The organism is Chania multitudinisentens RB-25, assembly GCF_000520015.2.
Classification (GTDB): Bacteria; Pseudomonadota; Gammaproteobacteria; order Enterobacterales; family Enterobacteriaceae; genus Chania; species Chania multitudinisentens.
In genome coordinates, this window is record NZ_CP007044.2 from 4,416,977 (window position 1) to 4,433,012 (window position 16,036).

The window sequence follows — 16,036 nt, forward strand, 5'->3', positions numbered from 1 at the left end:
TTAATGCCTATTATTTAAGTCATGCATGCTAATAACTTTATTCATATATTCATCAAAAGACCTTATAAATCGCGCAGGGTTACCACCAACAACGCTATTACTTTTCACCGACCGTGTTACAACAGAACCAGCAGCGACAACGACATTATTACCTATTTCGACTCCAGGCATAATAATGCTTCGATATCCAATAAAAACATTGTTTCCTATTTTTACTCCTGCGTATCTATAGTAACGGTTACCGTTGTCATTCTTAACTAAACATGTAGAACCATCGTGCGTTAAAATTACTGTTTCTCCTGTTATAGTTACGTTATCACCTATTTCGATTAGTTCAGGTTCGGTTCCCCATTTATCAATATATATGCGACAGTCTTTGCCTATTCTAACGCCCAGAGTTCTTGCATATTTGATTTTGCCATATAATCTCAACAGCATTTTTCTTTTAATATAACCCAGCATAGCATCTCCTCAGGAGAATATATGATTTTTTTGTAAGCCGTAATTTCCAGTGCTTACATTAGGTTGAGCCTAAAAAATCAAAAAAATACCTAATTTGCACATGTCTATTTAACGTTTGCAACTCTAACTATAGTAGTCGTAACTGTAATTATAGTAGTTAGCACTCTTCTTCAAGACAGCATTTAGAATTACACCTTTAATATCAATTCCATTTTGTTCAAAACGTCTAACACTGACCTCAACTTCTTTGGGACTGTTTAGTTCAAAACGCGCAACCATTAAAGAAGTACCGGCTAGCTTACCAATGATCGCTGCATCAGTGACAGCAAGAATCGGCGGCGTATCTATCAACACCAAGTCATACTTTTCCGCAACGTACTCCAATAATTCAGAAAGTCGAGAGTGCATCAACAACTCAGAAGGATTTGGAGGAATTTGCCCACGTGCAATAAAATCGAAGTTATCATACTTATTTTCTTGAATCGCCTCTTGGATATCCAACTTGCCGGATAAAATGTCTGACAAGCCGTATTTACCATCGCTCCCCATCAATTCATGCGCATACCCTTTACGCATATCACTATCGATGAATAATACCTTTTGTCCACTTTGGGCTATTACTGCTGCAAGGTTGGTACTGATAAAAGTTTTTCCAATACCTGGGCTAGCACCAGAAATCATCAGAATGTTATTCGTCGACTCAATCATAGCGAAATGCAAGCTGGTGCGTAGGCTTCTTATTGCTTCAATTGCCAAATCAGAAGGATTACAAAATGCAAGCAATGAACTTAAGTCACTATTTTTCTGCTTACTTTTCCTGCTTTTCGCAAATGACAAATCCTGCTTACGTTGCCACTCAGATAATGGAACGCTAGCATAAACATTTATTCCTAACTCCTCTAGTTGTTCAGCACTTTCAATACCACTATATAGAAATGAACGAACTAATACATAACCAATAGAACATAACCCACCAAGTACAAAGCTCAATACAATTATTACCAATTTACGTGGTTGAACAGGAATATCTTGCGTGATTGCATGATCAATAACTCTAACATTGCCTATAGTACTTGCTTTAGATATACTCAATTCTTGTTCTTTAGCTAAAAGCTGCATATATATTTCTTGCCCAGATTGAACATCACGACTTAGCCTTAAAATCTCTTGCTGAGTTTTCGGCATATTGCTCACTCGTTTATTCAGCTTATCGCGTTCTTCTTCAAGAACTTTCTTTTTTTCTAAAAGTGCACGATATGATGGATGTTCCCTTGTATATAATTTAGAAATTTCCGCTTCTTTAAACGTCAACTCATTCAATTGCGCATCAACAGCGACAATAGAATCTAATACAGATTTAGCCTCTAAAGAAAGATCAACAGAATCATTCTGTTGCCGGTATTTATTTAATAAATTTTCAGAAGTATCAAGCGCGCCCCGAACCTTAGGTAATTGCTCACGTAAAAAATCCAAACTTCTGGCATCTTCTTCAGATTTCCTTTCAACATTCTGCGCAAGATAATTGTTAGTAATATTATTCAAGATCTTTTGATTCAGCGCTGGATTGCTCCCCGTATAACTTAACCCTAGTACCCCTGTATTCTTGCCTTTATCTTGAACGTTGAATGCATCCAAGATAGAATTAATTGCTGCTAACTCCGAAACTTGGGTAATAGTGAATGATGTATTAGGCTCCGCGTCCAGATCGCTAACAAGTACTGAAAAGTCTCCTTTCTTTAACAAAACCCCCACCGTACCTTCCGCAAAAACCTCACCATTCTTATTAAGAATAAAATGCTTATCATCTTTTACTTTAATCTCAATAGTAGGATCATTTTCCCACTCAGTAGGAAGCCTTAACCTTGAGATAGCAAGCCTGCCTTCCGGCTTTTTAGTTATACGCGCAATCCCTCTACCAAAAATAGGAAAGTAATTCTGCTCTACTACAGTGCCTAAATTTAAATCGTCAACTGTTTTACTTAAAATCATTCTAGATTTTAATAATTCAATCTCTGGAGCTGAATCTGGCTGGCCATTTGGCAACATTTGGTTAATGTTTTTTAACAATGAATTTCCTGCATTCTGCTCTACTTGTACCAGTGCATCAGCACGATAAATAGGCGTTGCCAGCAAGCTATACAGAATCCCTAGAGTCAAAAAAACTGAAGTAACAGCTATTATTAACCAGCGGTTATCTATAATCTCTCCCAATAAACGTTTTAAATCAATCTCATCGTTCTTTTCGTTTTTGCTAATATTTACTCTGTTTTTCTCTGACATTATAAATCCCGGCTAACTAGCGACTTAAAGCGCCTGCCCACTTTTGGGCAGAATCATCAAGAAGACGATATACAAACTCAAATGCCTCGCGGCTTTGGCGATAAGGGTCATTAATTTCCCGTTTGGCCAGCCAGTGACCAAATAGCATAATTTTCCCCCTGGCTTCTGGCACCAACTGACAAACGGCTTCGATATGCCCTTTTTCCATCACTAGAATCAGATCGTATTCCCGACACATTTCGGCGGTCAGTTGCCGTCCTTGGTGCCCTACAAGTGAGACGCCATTTTGACTGGCAACCTCGCTTGCAGTGGCATCGGCAGGTTTACCCACCAATGCTCCCAATCCAGCAGAGCCAATTCGTTTACCGGGTAACCGAGCTTTTAACAGTTGTTCCCCTGTAGGAGAACGACAAATATTACCCACACACACCACAAGAATCGAATTAAACATATTAGTTCGGCCAATTCCTTATCCAACGAACGGACTCAGTCATATTATTAACACCTGTAATGGTCGGCACCAACTGGCTGATCACGCGGTTCCAACGCACTATTGGGGCAGTAGTTACGTAAACAATATCGTAAGGCTGGAGCTGGAACTCGGTACCCATTACCAAAGCGCTGGCATCTGATGCATTCAACTGGTAGATATTCGCCAATTTTTTACCTTCGCTACCGCGTAATGAACGGATCACAAATACCCCCGTAGCATCCGCCATTGCCTGATCCATCCCCTCCGCATTACCCAATGCCTCGGTCAGGGTCATACCGCTGCGATCCATCTTCAATGTGGTTTGTTTTTTAACTTCACCCATAACAAACACTTTCAAATCATCATTACGGGGGATATAAAGAATATCACTAGGATACAGTAGGTGGTTTTCTGTCAGATCGCCTTTCTGCAGCAAGGCTTGAAGGGAGATTCGCTTCTCTTTACCATCATGAGTTAACACCACATTGCGCCAATCTGCATTATCGGTCAGGCCACCAGCCGCATTAATCGCATCCATTATGGTCAGCGGCACGTTAGTGATCGGTTGTTGGCCCGATTTAGCCACCTCCCCCGTCACATAGGCCTTTTGTGAACGAAAAGCAGCAATACTCACATCCACCTGAGGACTCTCAATATATTGAGCCAAGCGACTGGAGATCTCTGTACGTATCTCTCCCATCGTTTTGCCAACAACTTTTATCTTACCAATATATGGGTAGAAAATAGTACCATCAGCGTTAACCCAGTTACCAGTATCGCTTGCACTACGGTACTGCCCTGCTGGAGTTGTCAACTCAGGGTGATCCCATACGGTCACCATCAGGACATCACCGATTCCAATACGGTATTCGTACTTCTCAAGCTCCTCTTCCAGAGCTTTATTCGGCTGAGCAACAATCGATGTTGGTCGCATTTTTTCGATCAACCCCGGGGTCATTGGGTAAACATTGACCAACTTGGCAAGGTCAAAATCTGCATCGGATTGCTTTACAACAGTCTTGCCTGATGTCGAAAGATGTGACCCTGGTACTACAGTACATCCACTGATAAAACTTGCTGATATTAGTACTGATATCAGCTTAAACGTAATTTTTGTCATCCAATTATTCACTATTATAGGAAAAGCAATCCAATCTAACGTTTGAGCTCTATAAACGGAAGCAAACTCAGTAAAAAGTAGAGCACCTGCCAAGCAAGCGGCTAATCACTTGTTTGAAGGTGAGTTTCCGATTTCACTCATCCCTTGCTTATGGCCTGACTTCCGGATCCAGGTCAAAATTTTCCAAACCCGGATAATAGACCAAAAATAAGCTGCAAAAACAATCAAAAATCCCACCAACATCAGCAATTCAGGAACCCCAGCATTATCACCAATAATACCAATTGCCGCCAGTAATGCTGCAAAAGCAACGATGCCCAAAAGTGTTTGGCGCGGGCCTAACCCGGCCCTCATCAGGATGTGATGAAGATGCTCACGGTCAGGTTTAAATGGGCTATCACCTCTGCGGATCCTACGCACCATGATTGTTGCCATATCCATTAATGGCACCGCAATTACCCACAATGCAGATACTGGCCGCATCACTGCTTTATCACCTTGAGTAGCCAACACCAACAGCCAAATAACTGTAAAACCGATCAGTGTACTGCCAGCATCCCCCATAAATACTTTGAATCTTTTTCCCATCGGGATACCAAGATTCAACATAATGTAAGGCAATGATGCCACCAACAAACACAGGCACCATTTTGAAAGTTCAGGATTATCACCTAATTGGAACATTACGGATAAGGCACCAAACGTAACACATGACAATGCCCCTAATAGGCCATCAATACCGTCAACCATGTTGAATGCATTGATTGCACCCCATACTGCAAGCAAAGTGACCGAGTAACCAAACACTCCCAATACCAACTCGATATCAGCAGAAACATGCCCGAGGCTTGTCAAAACTAACCCAGACCACATCATGGCTCCAGCTACTAAAGCTTGAATTCCAACCCTTGGCAACACAGGTAAATCAAATCGATCATCTAGTACACCAACAACCAGTAAGATTGTTGCACAAATCATATAAAGCTCAAATTGAGGCATCCAGTCTGGGTGCAACATATAAAGAACCCACAATGCCAAATAAATTGATACGCCCCCCACTAGCGGAATATGGCCATCATGTTTTTTACGTGCACTAGGTTTATCCACTAAGCCAATATAAAATGCGACCTTTCTTGCCCCCAGCAACATCAGAAAAGCACCGACGAAAACCACAATTGATTCTTGCATTTTTTCACCATAACCAAACAGTTATAACTCCTAATCCAGATATGACAGACACACTATCGTTCTTGGCTCTCAGCTACCATGTATTATTAGTGAATAACATCTTGAGCGTAACTGCCTGGTAGCCTTATGCTTTTTATAGAAACCAAAAAGATGTAGATATCTAATTCATCATAACATTATGAATTTAAAAGCCATTTATTACCGGACAAAATCTAAACAATGGTAAATTATGATGATAAGATTCTTATACTATTAATTTAGAGAAACAAGCCTTAGATAGGACGTATAAATCTTTTCAGAATAAGCCCACTATCGGTGTGTTGAAATACAGATTATTACACGTTAAATAAACTTTAATTATCTGATTTAAATTAAAATAATTTCATTACCGAAGATTTGAAGAGAAAGCAAACTAATAATTTTGCTTTCCTGCAACTTTAATGGTAGGTACAACAGAAACTCATATTGGTGAAGGAAATTGTTATTGATAATATATAAGTTCGCAGACAATCTGTTTTCCCTAACAAGACGACGGTACAAACTTTTACAACTCCAACTGCTCCATCCACTCACGAAACGCTTTACCTTGGCTAGGATGGCGTAAACCATAAGTCACAAAAGCTCGCAAATAGTCTAGCTTTTCACCGCAGTTGAATGATTCTCCTACCAGTTTCATTGCCTCTACCGGCTCTTGCTTTAGCAGCTCTGCAATCGCATCAGTCAACTGGATGCGTCCCCAAGCTCCTGGTTTGGTTTTTTCCAAAATCGGCCAGATATCCGCAGTAAGCACATAACGACCAACAGCAGAGTAATTGGATTTCAACTGAACTTCACGGCTCGGTTTTTCAACAATCGACGTCATACGTGAACTTTCACCTGATTGTAAGGTATTGGTTTCACATTCAACCACCGAGTATTCATAAAGCACATCCTGTTCCACTGCCTGAACCAGAACCTGGCTGATACCTGTTTGTTCAAAACGGCGCACCATATGTGCCAGGTTATCTTTTTTTAAATCTGCCTTTGCATCATCCATCAAAACATCCGGCAACATCACCACAAAAGGTGAATTTCCTACCAAGGGTTTTGCACACAGTACCGCATGGCCTAACCCTTTGGGTTGCCCCTGGCGGATATGCATCAGAGTGACGCCTTTCGGCGTTATCGATTGTACCTCATCAAGCAATTGGCGTTTCACACGCGCTTCGAGCATGGCTTCTAGCTCATAAGAGGTATCAAAATGGTTTGCAATCGCATTCTTGGAGGAGTGTGTGACCAAAATAATTTCTTTGATACCGGCTGCAACACACTCATTCACAACGTATTGAATTAGTGGCTTATCAACGATCGGCAGCATTTCTTTTGGTATAGCCTTAGTTGCTGGCAGCATACGCATGCCTAAGCCTGCAACAGGAATGACAGCTTTCAACATCTTCGTCATGATAATCCTCTTTGAATCTTATCGCTGTACCAACAACTACAATCGTTACTGACTATTTAACGCCTGCTTTAGCCACCGAGCGAAGCTCTCACCTTCTGATGTATGACGCAAACCATACTGTACAAAAGCCTTCATATAGCCCAGTTTGTCACCACAATCGTGCGATTTTCCACTCATGTGGAAAGCTTCAACCGTCTCCTGTTCCATCAGCAGGGCAATCGCATCGGTCAACTGAATTTCATCACCCGCCCCTGGCGGCGTCTTTTCCAACAATGGCCAGATATTGCCCGAAAGCACATAGCGCCCCACCACGGCCAAGTTTGAAGGAGCATCTTCCCGCGCCGGTTTCTCTACCACAGCGGTCATCGGGGTACTTTCTCCATCTTCTAATTTGACACCACCACAGTCTACAACACCGTATTTAGAGACATCCTGTTCAGGCACTGGTTCAACCATAATCTGGCTAAAACCGGTTTGCTCAAAACGTTGAATCATTTTGGCCAAGTTTTCTTTGCTCAAATCGGCAGTGGCATCATCCAACAGCACATCTGGCAGTAATACTACGAAAGGATTATCCCCCACCATCGGTTTAGCACACAGCACTGCATGCCCCAAGCCTTTAGCTTGCCCTTGGCGCACTTGCATGATGGTGACGTCTGGTGGACAGATACTTTGCACATCTGCAAGCAATTGGCGTTTTACGCGAGCTTCAAGCACAGCTTCCAGTTCGAAAGAAGTATCAAAGTGGTTTTCAATCGCGTTTTTAGATGAATGCGTAACCAGCACAATGTCTTTAATACCTGCAGCAACACATTCACTTACGATGTACTGAATCAGTGGCTTATCAACTACTGGTAACATTTCTTTAGGGATGGCCTTGGTGGCAGGCAACATACGTGTTCCCAAACCCGCCACAGGAATCACAGCCTTCAATCTTTTTTGCATAGTTTTTTCACCAACCAATAACAAGATAAATGCAAAGGTGCTTGGCAGAGTAACGAGATGAATGCTGGATAAATTTTATTTATCTAATCATCACGTTATAACACACCTTAAATATGAGAAGACATCAATTTTGGTACGCTACCGCCCTTGGCTTTCAGCTACCAACATGCTGTAAAAACTGCTTAAATCACCAGAATGTGATTATTATCACGCCTGTCAATAAACCAGGTTTTTGTTCCGAATTTGAAACAAAGAAGTCACAGCTAAAAGAAGAGGCGACACCGCATTGTGTGAACGGTGAGGTTTGTGACCATCCATAGGATAGTAAGATTCTTATACTATTGCCCCATTGAAACAAGCCTTAGATAAACATGTACAGGCCTTTTCAGAATAAGACCACTCTTGATGTTTAAACGTACAAATTTTCTCATGCAAAATAAAAAATAACCAATTGATTTTATTTAATATTATTTAGGCATCGATATCCAGGGTAAATGTTTGACTTATTCTTGCGTTATTATCGACAAATCAGGCAAAAAAGCCTGCCACGACCCAACTTTCTGCCCTGCTCATTTATCTTGTATCTCCAACTACTGATTTAAAGTTGAATTCCCTTCCCTCAGCGTCCATCATTCCCACTTATGCTACAGAACCAATAAGTGAGATTGGGTATATGGACTGGATCGCAGATCCAACAATTTGGGCCGGTTTGGCCACCCTGGTTGTGCTGGAAATTGTATTAGGGATAGACAACCTGATATTTATTGCCATTTTAGCAGAAAAATTACCAGAAAAACAAAGAGATAAAGCACGCATCGTGGGGCTTTCATTAGCTTTGCTGATGCGTTTGGCACTGTTAGCCTCAATCTCCTGGCTGGCAACACTCACCAAGCCCCTGTTTACTGCCGCAGGCCATGCATTCAGTGGCCGGGATCTGATCATGCTGGTTGGGGGTATCTTTCTGCTATTTAAAGCCACCATGGAACTGAATGAACGCCTGGAAGGCAAAGATGAAGAACAACATGGGTCACGTAAAGGCGCTCGTTTCTGGCCTGTGGTTGCACAGATTGTCGTTCTGGATGCGGTATTTTCGCTGGATTCGGTGATTACTGCGGTTGGTATGGTCGATCATCTGGCAGTAATGATGATTGCGGTTTGTATCGCTATCGGCCTGATGTTGCTTGCCAGTAAACCACTCACACGTTTTGTCAACGCCCACCCCACTATCGTGATTCTGTGTCTCAGCTTCTTGCTTATGATTGGTTTCAGCCTCGTTGCAGAAGGGTTCGGTTACCATATTCCGAAAGGGTACCTCTACGCCGCGATTGGTTTCTCAGTGATGATCGAAGCGTTAAATCAACTCTCCCAATTCAACCGGCGCCGTTTTCTTTCCAAGGTTCGTCCTCTGCGTGAACGCACTGCTGAAGCAGTATTGCGCATGTTAAGTGGCAAGCATGAAGAAGCCGAGCTGGACAGCCATTCAGCCAATTTAGTCGCTGCACGTACCAATGAAAGCGGTGAAGTTTTCAACCAGCAGGAACGCCATATGATCGAGCGCGTGCTAGGTATGGCACAGCGTACGGTCAACAGCATCATGACATCACGGCATGATGTGGAATATCTTGCGCTGAACGATCCACAAGAAAAATTGGCGCAATTGCTGAAGAAAAACCAGCATACGCGCATCGTTGTAATAGAAGATAACTCTAACGATGAACCGCTGGGCGTCATCCACACGATCGATGTCCTGAAACAACAGCTGCAACAATCCTCATTAGACCTACGTGCGCTGGTGCGCCAGCCCTTGATCTTTCCAGAGCAATTAACGTTACTTTCCGCACTAGAACAATTTCGTCAGGCAAAAACGCATTTTGCTTTTGTTGTCGATGAGTTTGGCTCAATTGAAGGGGTCGTGACATTGACGGATGTCATGGAAACCATCGCCGGTAATCTGCCAGAAGCAGATGAGGAAACGGACGCACGCCACGATATTCAACAAACTGCCGAGGGTTATTGGATTGCCAATGGTCACATGCCGTTGGAAGATTTAGTGCTGTATGTACCGCTATCAATCGAAGAAAAGCGTGAATACCATACCCTGGCAGGTTTATTGATGGAACATTGCCAGCGCATCCCACAAGAAGGTGAACAACTATCAATTGGTAACTATCTGTTTGAACCCTTAGAGATCAGTAGCCACCGTATCGTGAAAGTAAAAATTACGCCGTTGGCGATAGCGGAAGGAGATGATGAAATCTAAGCCACGCCGGGCATGCCAATGGATGCCCGGCATTGGCGGTCAGCGCACAGGCACCAGCAGTTCTGTTGCTACAATCACCACAATTAACCCCACGATAACCGGCACCGAAGTACGCTTAACTACATCGAATGGTGAGATTTTCGCCATCCCAGAAACTGCCACCACTACACCGGAAACCGGTGACAAAGTTCGGCCCAGGTTTGATGCTTGCAACATTGGAATGACCAGATAAGCCGGGTTAATTCCCATTTGCGCGGCCAACTTCGGGATCAATTCAACAAATGCATAGAAAGGAGCGTTACCGGAGCCTGTCGTCATGGCTGCTAACATAGTAATCACCACCAGAACCAGCATCATAATAATACCGCCAGTTCCAAATGATTGCGCCAAGCCGATCAAACCGCTGATAAACCCGATGGTGCTTAACCCCTGAGCAAAAACGCCAGCCGCAACCAACAACATAACTACGCTGGCAAAAGCATCGGCCATCCCGCGGTAAGCCACTTCCAAACCGGTAAAGACGATTTTTGCATTGAAACTACGGATGAACTCAATCACCGCAGCCAAAAGCATACAGATGACCAGTATGGTAATAATATGCAGCTCAGGGCCCCATTTGCCGTCAAACACCAACACCCCCAAAATCGGGGTAAAGGGCAGGATGGCATAGAAAGCCGGAGCGTGAGTCGTGATCTCACTGACATCGACAATATGATGCTGTTCGTTGTTTTTCTTATCGAGATAACGCTGCCAGAAGAAATGGGCAATCGCCATACAGATAATGGCAGCAATCGAGATAGGTAGCGTGGTTTTAAACGCAAAATCAACCAACGGCATTTCTGCCGCTTTTGCAGCCAACACCACATCTCCAGAAGTTGGTGAAAGGATAATGGCTGCCGGAGAGGCACAAATAGCCGCTGCCGCACCACGGCTGATGCCCACATTCACCATCAGCGGGAACAGCGTCGCCATCAGTAACACACCAAGGCCAGTTGCCGAGGACACCGCCAACGACATCAGGCAGGCAACGAAATAAGCCGCAATCATTAATAAATAAGGGGAGTTGATCACCTGCAAAGGGCGCGAAGCCAACTTCACCACCACATCATTGGCACCAATATGTGTCATATACGCGGCAAAACCACACAGCATCATAATCATCATGCCGAGATCGCCGCCGCGGCTCATCAGCAAAATTTTGACATATTCAACAATATCAGTCGCATGCCAGCCTGTTGAGGTAGCGCTGGCAGGCAATACGCTTTTCCCCATCGATGCGCTGATCGCCAATAACATCAGCCCTCCAACCATCAATACTCCTGTGGCCGAATAACCTTTAATAATGTAACGACCAACCCCTATCGCTACCACCACACCAATCAAAAGTTCTATCATAATCCCTCAGCTTGATTATTTTACTTCAGCTAAACATGCTATAGCCGCCAAATAGCGGCCTACTTTGCCGAAAAACGATATAAGACATTATGACACTCATCAAAGTTGCGAGAGGAAACTATCAGGAAATAATGAAATCTCAGGTTAGAACAGCTTTTAAGGCAATGGGTAGTAAACAGGCCGATTAAACGGCCCGTACCAAACAAAGACTATAACTTATCGAGCAGTTTTTTCAGTTCTCGCCCTTCGGACGAGCTTTTATTCTTATCTACCCATTTATTCAGAGCATCCTTGGCGCGATCCTGCAGCATTTTGCGCAAAACCTGGTCAACTTGCAGCTGATAATTGAGCTGTTGCCATGGCCCATAGACTCGCAATGGTATCGGTGTTTTCCTCAACTGTGTAATCAGATTATTGCTACCCTGCCATCCCCCGGTCACCAGCACATTTAATGTCATATCGCACTGTTTATCTTGCATATTCACGGTTCCACTACCGGTCAGGTTGAGTAAAGGGGAATCTGCCGTCAGTTTGCTGAGATTAATTGTGCCATTGCTCAAACTTCCCTTGGCACTCATCTGTTTCACTTCGGTATAACGTTGGTAGTTATCCTGCCCACGAACGCTGCTGTCATTACGCGCTACAGCTTGCTGGATGAGCTGTTGAATATTCAGGCCATGCAACTGAGCGTTTTGCATGATCATTTCAGCCGTACCTTGCCAACTCTGTTCAAAAGCAGATGCAGTAAACCGATCGCCAGTCAAATCACCCTGCATACTGAAAGTGCCAGTCAGCACCAATGGCATGCCAAACGCCTTGAGCACATCTCCCAACTCAATCTGCTGCAATACCGGCTGCAATGTGATGAGTGGTTTGCTGCCACGTACATCCAGTGAACCCGGCAAAGCAAAACCACCACCAGCCAGTTTGCCGGATAAGGTTTTTACCGTCAGTAATCCCTGCTGATTATCAACCTGTGCCACCAGTTGGCTGAGATTCATCCCACGGTATGTTACCTGTTCCGCTTTCAGATTCAGTTGGGCGTTGAAATCACGTAGCATCTGCAAACTCTGCTGCGAATCCTCCGCTTGATTAGCGATAACCGGAGCAGCAGTCATTGATGGCGCTAATTGCACTTCGTCGGCAGTTTTGTTCTGCCATCCCGAAACCGCATCCAGGTTAAGGTTGGCTGAACTGAGATCTAAAATATAGCGAGGTTCCAGCCCAAACTGCGCACTTGCTGTACCGGTCAGTTGGCTGTCATTGGCACTGAACATCAGTTGGCTGAACGCAATTTGCTGCGGCGACTGCTGATACAGGGCCTGTACGCTGCCTTCACCTTTAATACCTGTTGCGGGAATATCCGCACCTTCGAGCTGGTAACTGAATTGTGTAACATTTGCGCCAATCTGGCGGGGATATTGCTGCAAATCAAGATCGGCAACCAGCGTAAACGTCAGATCTCGCTGATCGCGGTTCACCCGGCTGGAGAGTTCCATCTGCGCCTGATGCTGGCCGTTTTGCTGTAGGCTCAAATTAATATCGCGAACATTGATCTGCTCGTTATTGGCACGTTGCCAGATTAACAGGCTGTCCACTACGCGCAAATTATCGATCCCAAACGTCCAGGCAGAGTCAACATCATCAGCCTGATTGCCTCCAGGCGCTATCGGCGCACCCAGTTGCACTTGTTCTTCACTATCAGCAGTCAGGCGGATAACAGCATTTTTCAGCATCACCTGTTTGACATACAGTTGGTGGGAGAGCAGCGGCAAGAGTTTGACATCAAGCCGCATATTGTCAGCACTGAGCACCGGTGCTTTCGCGCCAGGCGCAGTCAGGGTCATCCGCCCAGCCAAAATGCTGAGTTGGGGCCACACATGCCAGCGTAAATCGCCTTCCAGCGTCAGGTGGTAACCGCTACGTTGTTCAACCTTCTTGACCATATAGGCACGGAAATCATTCGGATTGACCAGCATGACCAACGCCGTCATACCCGCCACCAGCACTACCAGTAAAATCACCAAAGTTGTCAGTAATCTTCTCATGCCATCCTCTCACCCTCTGATGACCGGAAACTGCGGTATGATTAGCCGCAATTCCAAATACTTTGGGCATCTCAGCGCAGAATACCCAACGCAGTCAGTCTTTATCGATACGGCTGGCCACTGCCCCCTGTTGATCTTTATATTTTGCATCCTGCCGGCTGTTATATGGCCGTGCTGCCGGCCCAGAGAGCGGTTCGAAACTCAGTGCGCCGATCAGCATGCCAGGCCGTAACGCAAGTGGCAGCTTACCTGAATTATAGAACTCCAATACAATTCTCCCCTGCCAACCAGGATCAATTCGGTGCGCGGTCACATGTACCATCAACCCCAGCCGGGCCAAAGAAGAACGGCCATCAAGCCAGCCCACCAGATCGTTTGGCAGCGTCACTGACTCCAGCGTGACCGCCAGCGCCAACTCGCCAGGATGCAGGAAGAAAGCCTCCCCTTCTGGCAACACGATCTCATCGCTCATGACGCGATCAAGCGCCGCACCCACTTCATCTTTAGGCCCGCTAAGATCGATAAATGCAGCCGTGTGACCGCGAAAAACGCGGAATTGATTACCCAAACGGACATCCACCGTGGCCCCGCTAATACGTTCAATCGGCGGACGTGGCGAGATAACCAGTTTTTCACTATCCAGCCAGGCTTCTATATCACGGTCACACAGTCTCATTCGTTATCTCCATTCGATCAAAGCGCAAAAATTGCCACATAGCAGACCAAAGATCTATGTCAGGGCATTAGATAATTCACTACAGGCCGAAAAAATACCGTTTTCTCACATTCAAATGACATTATTCAAAAAATTGGCTGATTTTGGCTTTCAAAATATCAATGGCAATGCGGTTTTTACCCCCACGTGGAACAATAATGTCAGCATACTGTTTGGAAGGCTCAATAAATTGCAGGAACATTGGGCGAACCGTTTTCTGGTATTGTGCCATCACGGAATCCATCGAACGGCCACGCTCATTCACATCGCGCTTCATACGCCGCATCAGGCAAATATCCAACGGAGTGTCAACAAAGATCGAGAAACTCATCGTTTGACGCAAACGGACATCCGTCAATAACAAGATACCTTCCAGAATAATGACTTTTTTCGGTTCCAGATGGATAGTTTCTTTCTTACGCGTATGTTCGGTGTAGCTGTACAACGGCAACTCAATCGCCTTACCGGCTTTCAGCATTTGCAGATGCTGCAACAAAAGATTGTGATCCATTGAATTCGGGTGGTCATAGTTGGTTTTAACCCGTTCTTCCATGGTCAAATGAGTCTGATCTTTATAATAACTGTCTTCTGGGATCACACCGATATGCTCGTCCCCCACCTGCTCACGGAGTTCACGATACAGAGTGCTGGCGATAAGACTTTTTCCAGAGGCAGATGCACCAGCTATACCGATAATGACGCACTGATGCGGTTTGTCAGTCATAAAATTAAGGACCTGATTTTAAAGTGGGAAAAAGAGAACTGAGACAGAGTAATTATAGGGAGTTCATGGGCATAGCGCCAGCGTTTATCCCCCCCTATCGTCTTGCACATTGAGGAGTGATTGACTGTAACCTGAAATTCGCTGGTCGATAGCCTGAAAAGATCAGATAGCGTTTTAAGAACATTACGACTACTGTAAATCAGGCTCTCAGAGTACAATATTGCTCCATGATCCTCCTGTTCACCTTCAGCGAGTATTCAAATTCGTGAAACAACGTTATTTATTCTCTTCAGTTGAGTGCTGCCCTACATGATGAACTGGCATTTCCTGACCTTCTTTGGTGACAGCATGCTGTTGCTTCCCTGCGCCGCCATTATCTTCATCATTTTGATACTTTCACCTGCCAGTAGAAAACCCACATGGGAATGGACGCTGTTGTTTGGTGGTGTCAGTGCCGTGGTGTGTGTATCAAAACTGGCCTTTATGGGTTGGGGCATTGGCAGCCGCGAGTTTGACTTTACCGGATTCAGCGGCCATTCGGCGCTGTCTGCCAGCATCTGGCCAGTCATGCTGTGGCTGCTCAGTAGCCGTTTTTCACGGGCAATCAGGCGCGCAGCCGTTATCATGGGGTATATTCTCGCTATCGCCGTAGGTTATTCACGCTTGGCGATTCACGTTCACTCCACCTCAGAAGTGATTACCGGCTTGGTATTGGGCCTGATCGTCAGCAGCACATTCCTGTTACTCCAGCGCGGCACTACGCCCCCCAGGTTATCCTATCGCAAGATTGGCGCTACGCTGATTCTGCCGCTGATCCTGATCAACACCGGCAGCGCAGCGCCAACCCAGAGTTTACTGGAGCGGATTGCCGTAACAATTGCTCCCGTAGAAAGGCCTTTTATACGAGCCGATCTGCACAAGGCACCAACTTCCTCTATCAGTGCTAAACACCATTAAAAAACCCGGCGTGGTGCCGGGTTGTCATT

13 protein-coding genes are annotated in these 16,036 nt (G+C 44.8%); 2 read left to right on the plus strand and 11 right to left on the minus strand.

Going from position 1 to position 16,036, the window contains the following annotated elements:
• The 7 genes from Z042_RS26920 to galU (Z042_RS19555) all read right to left on the minus strand — a co-directional run bounded on the left by Z042_RS26920 (position 1) and on the right by galU (Z042_RS19555) (position 7,908).
• Positions 1-462, minus strand: a complete 462-nt coding sequence (locus tag Z042_RS26920) for an acyltransferase (protein ID WP_024911790.1) — start codon at positions 460-462, stop codon at positions 1-3.
• A 123-nt stretch (positions 463-585) separates the two neighbouring features.
• A complete protein-coding gene (gene wzc, locus Z042_RS19530) occupies positions 586-2,742 on the minus strand; it encodes a tyrosine-protein kinase Wzc (protein WP_024911789.1) in 2,157 nt (718 codons plus the stop codon).
• A 16-nt stretch (positions 2,743-2,758) separates the two neighbouring features.
• Complete coding sequence (locus Z042_RS19535; protein ID WP_024911788.1) at positions 2,759-3,193, minus strand: arsenate reductase/protein-tyrosine-phosphatase family protein; 435 nt, start codon at positions 3,191-3,193, stop codon at positions 2,759-2,761.
• A 1-nt stretch (position 3,194) separates the two neighbouring features.
• Positions 3,195-4,334, minus strand: a complete 1,140-nt coding sequence (locus Z042_RS19540; RefSeq protein ID WP_024911787.1) for a polysaccharide export protein — start codon at positions 4,332-4,334, stop codon at positions 3,195-3,197.
• 105 nt (positions 4,335-4,439) lie between these two features.
• Complete coding sequence (gene wecA / locus Z042_RS19545; protein WP_024911786.1) at positions 4,440-5,522, minus strand: UDP-N-acetylglucosamine--undecaprenyl-phosphate N-acetylglucosaminephosphotransferase; 1,083 nt, start codon at positions 5,520-5,522, stop codon at positions 4,440-4,442.
• A gap of 544 nt (positions 5,523-6,066) precedes the next feature.
• Positions 6,067-6,963: a UTP--glucose-1-phosphate uridylyltransferase GalU gene (gene galU / locus Z042_RS19550; RefSeq protein ID WP_024911785.1), complete on the minus strand. Its 897-nt coding sequence runs from the start codon at positions 6,961-6,963 to the stop codon at positions 6,067-6,069.
• Positions 6,964-7,008: 45 nt separating this feature from the next.
• Positions 7,009-7,908 carry a UTP--glucose-1-phosphate uridylyltransferase GalU gene (galU, locus tag Z042_RS19555; protein WP_024911784.1) on the minus strand — a complete coding sequence of 300 codons (900 nt, stop codon included), beginning with the start codon at positions 7,906-7,908 and terminating at the stop codon, positions 7,009-7,011.
• Positions 7,909-8,581: 673 nt separating this feature from the next.
• On the opposite strand from galU (Z042_RS19555), the gene Z042_RS19560 reads away from it, so the two are divergent.
• Complete coding sequence (locus Z042_RS19560) at positions 8,582-10,168, plus strand: TerC family protein (protein ID WP_024911783.1); 1,587 nt, start codon at positions 8,582-8,584, stop codon at positions 10,166-10,168.
• 39 nt (positions 10,169-10,207) lie between these two features.
• Here Z042_RS19560 and dcuC read toward each other — a convergent pair whose 3' ends face one another.
• The 4 genes from dcuC to udk all read right to left on the minus strand — a co-directional run bounded on the left by dcuC (position 10,208) and on the right by udk (position 15,050).
• Positions 10,208-11,563 (minus strand): anaerobic C4-dicarboxylate transporter DcuC, encoded by a 1,356-nt coding sequence (dcuC, locus tag Z042_RS19565; protein WP_024911782.1) that lies wholly within the window; start codon positions 11,561-11,563, stop codon positions 10,208-10,210.
• A 209-nt stretch (positions 11,564-11,772) separates the two neighbouring features.
• Positions 11,773-13,611: an outer membrane assembly protein AsmA gene (gene asmA, locus Z042_RS19570; protein ID WP_024911781.1), complete on the minus strand. Its 1,839-nt coding sequence runs from the start codon at positions 13,609-13,611 to the stop codon at positions 11,773-11,775.
• 94 nt (positions 13,612-13,705) lie between these two features.
• Positions 13,706-14,287, minus strand: coding sequence for a dCTP deaminase (dcd, locus tag Z042_RS19575; protein ID WP_024911780.1), 582 nt, complete (start codon positions 14,285-14,287; stop codon positions 13,706-13,708).
• 121 nt (positions 14,288-14,408) lie between these two features.
• On the minus strand, positions 14,409-15,050 hold the full coding sequence (udk, locus tag Z042_RS19580) for a uridine kinase (RefSeq protein ID WP_024911779.1): 642 nt from the start codon (positions 15,048-15,050) through the stop codon (positions 14,409-14,411).
• A gap of 312 nt (positions 15,051-15,362) precedes the next feature.
• Between udk and Z042_RS19585 the strand changes: the two genes are divergently transcribed.
• Positions 15,363-16,007, plus strand: a complete 645-nt coding sequence (locus Z042_RS19585) for a phosphatase PAP2 family protein (RefSeq protein ID WP_024911778.1) — start codon at positions 15,363-15,365, stop codon at positions 16,005-16,007.
• The last annotated feature ends 29 nt before the right edge of the window (positions 16,008-16,036 follow it).

What these genes read in the sequence shown, in the direction of transcription:
- Z042_RS19560 (WP_024911783.1), top strand. Translation starts at nt 8,582, where the DNA reads ATGGACTGGATCGCAGATCCAACAATTTGGGCCGGTTTGGCCACCCTG.
- Z042_RS19535 (WP_024911788.1), bottom strand. Translation starts at nt 3,193, where the DNA reads ATGTTTAATTCGATTCTTGTGGTGTGTGTGGGTAATATTTGTCGTTCT.
- Z042_RS19540 (WP_024911787.1), bottom strand. Translation starts at nt 4,334, where the DNA reads ATGACAAAAATTACGTTTAAGCTGATATCAGTACTAATATCAGCAAGT.
- Z042_RS26920 (WP_024911790.1), bottom strand. Translation starts at nt 462, where the DNA reads ATGCTGGGTTATATTAAAAGAAAAATGCTGTTGAGATTATATGGCAAA.
- asmA (WP_024911781.1), bottom strand. Translation starts at nt 13,611, where the DNA reads ATGAGAAGATTACTGACAACTTTGGTGATTTTACTGGTAGTGCTGGTG.
- Z042_RS19585 (WP_024911778.1), top strand. Translation starts at nt 15,363, where the DNA reads ATGAACTGGCATTTCCTGACCTTCTTTGGTGACAGCATGCTGTTGCTT.
- dcuC (WP_024911782.1), bottom strand. Translation starts at nt 11,563, where the DNA reads ATGATAGAACTTTTGATTGGTGTGGTGGTAGCGATAGGGGTTGGTCGT.
- galU (WP_024911785.1), bottom strand. Translation starts at nt 6,963, where the DNA reads ATGACGAAGATGTTGAAAGCTGTCATTCCTGTTGCAGGCTTAGGCATG.
- dcd (WP_024911780.1), bottom strand. Translation starts at nt 14,287, where the DNA reads ATGAGACTGTGTGACCGTGATATAGAAGCCTGGCTGGATAGTGAAAAA.
- wecA (WP_024911786.1), bottom strand. Translation starts at nt 5,522, where the DNA reads ATGCAAGAATCAATTGTGGTTTTCGTCGGTGCTTTTCTGATGTTGCTG.
- udk (WP_024911779.1), bottom strand. Translation starts at nt 15,050, where the DNA reads ATGACTGACAAACCGCATCAGTGCGTCATTATCGGTATAGCTGGTGCA.
- wzc (WP_024911789.1), bottom strand. Translation starts at nt 2,742, where the DNA reads ATGTCAGAGAAAAACAGAGTAAATATTAGCAAAAACGAAAAGAACGAT.
- galU (WP_024911784.1), bottom strand. Translation starts at nt 7,908, where the DNA reads ATGCAAAAAAGATTGAAGGCTGTGATTCCTGTGGCGGGTTTGGGAACA.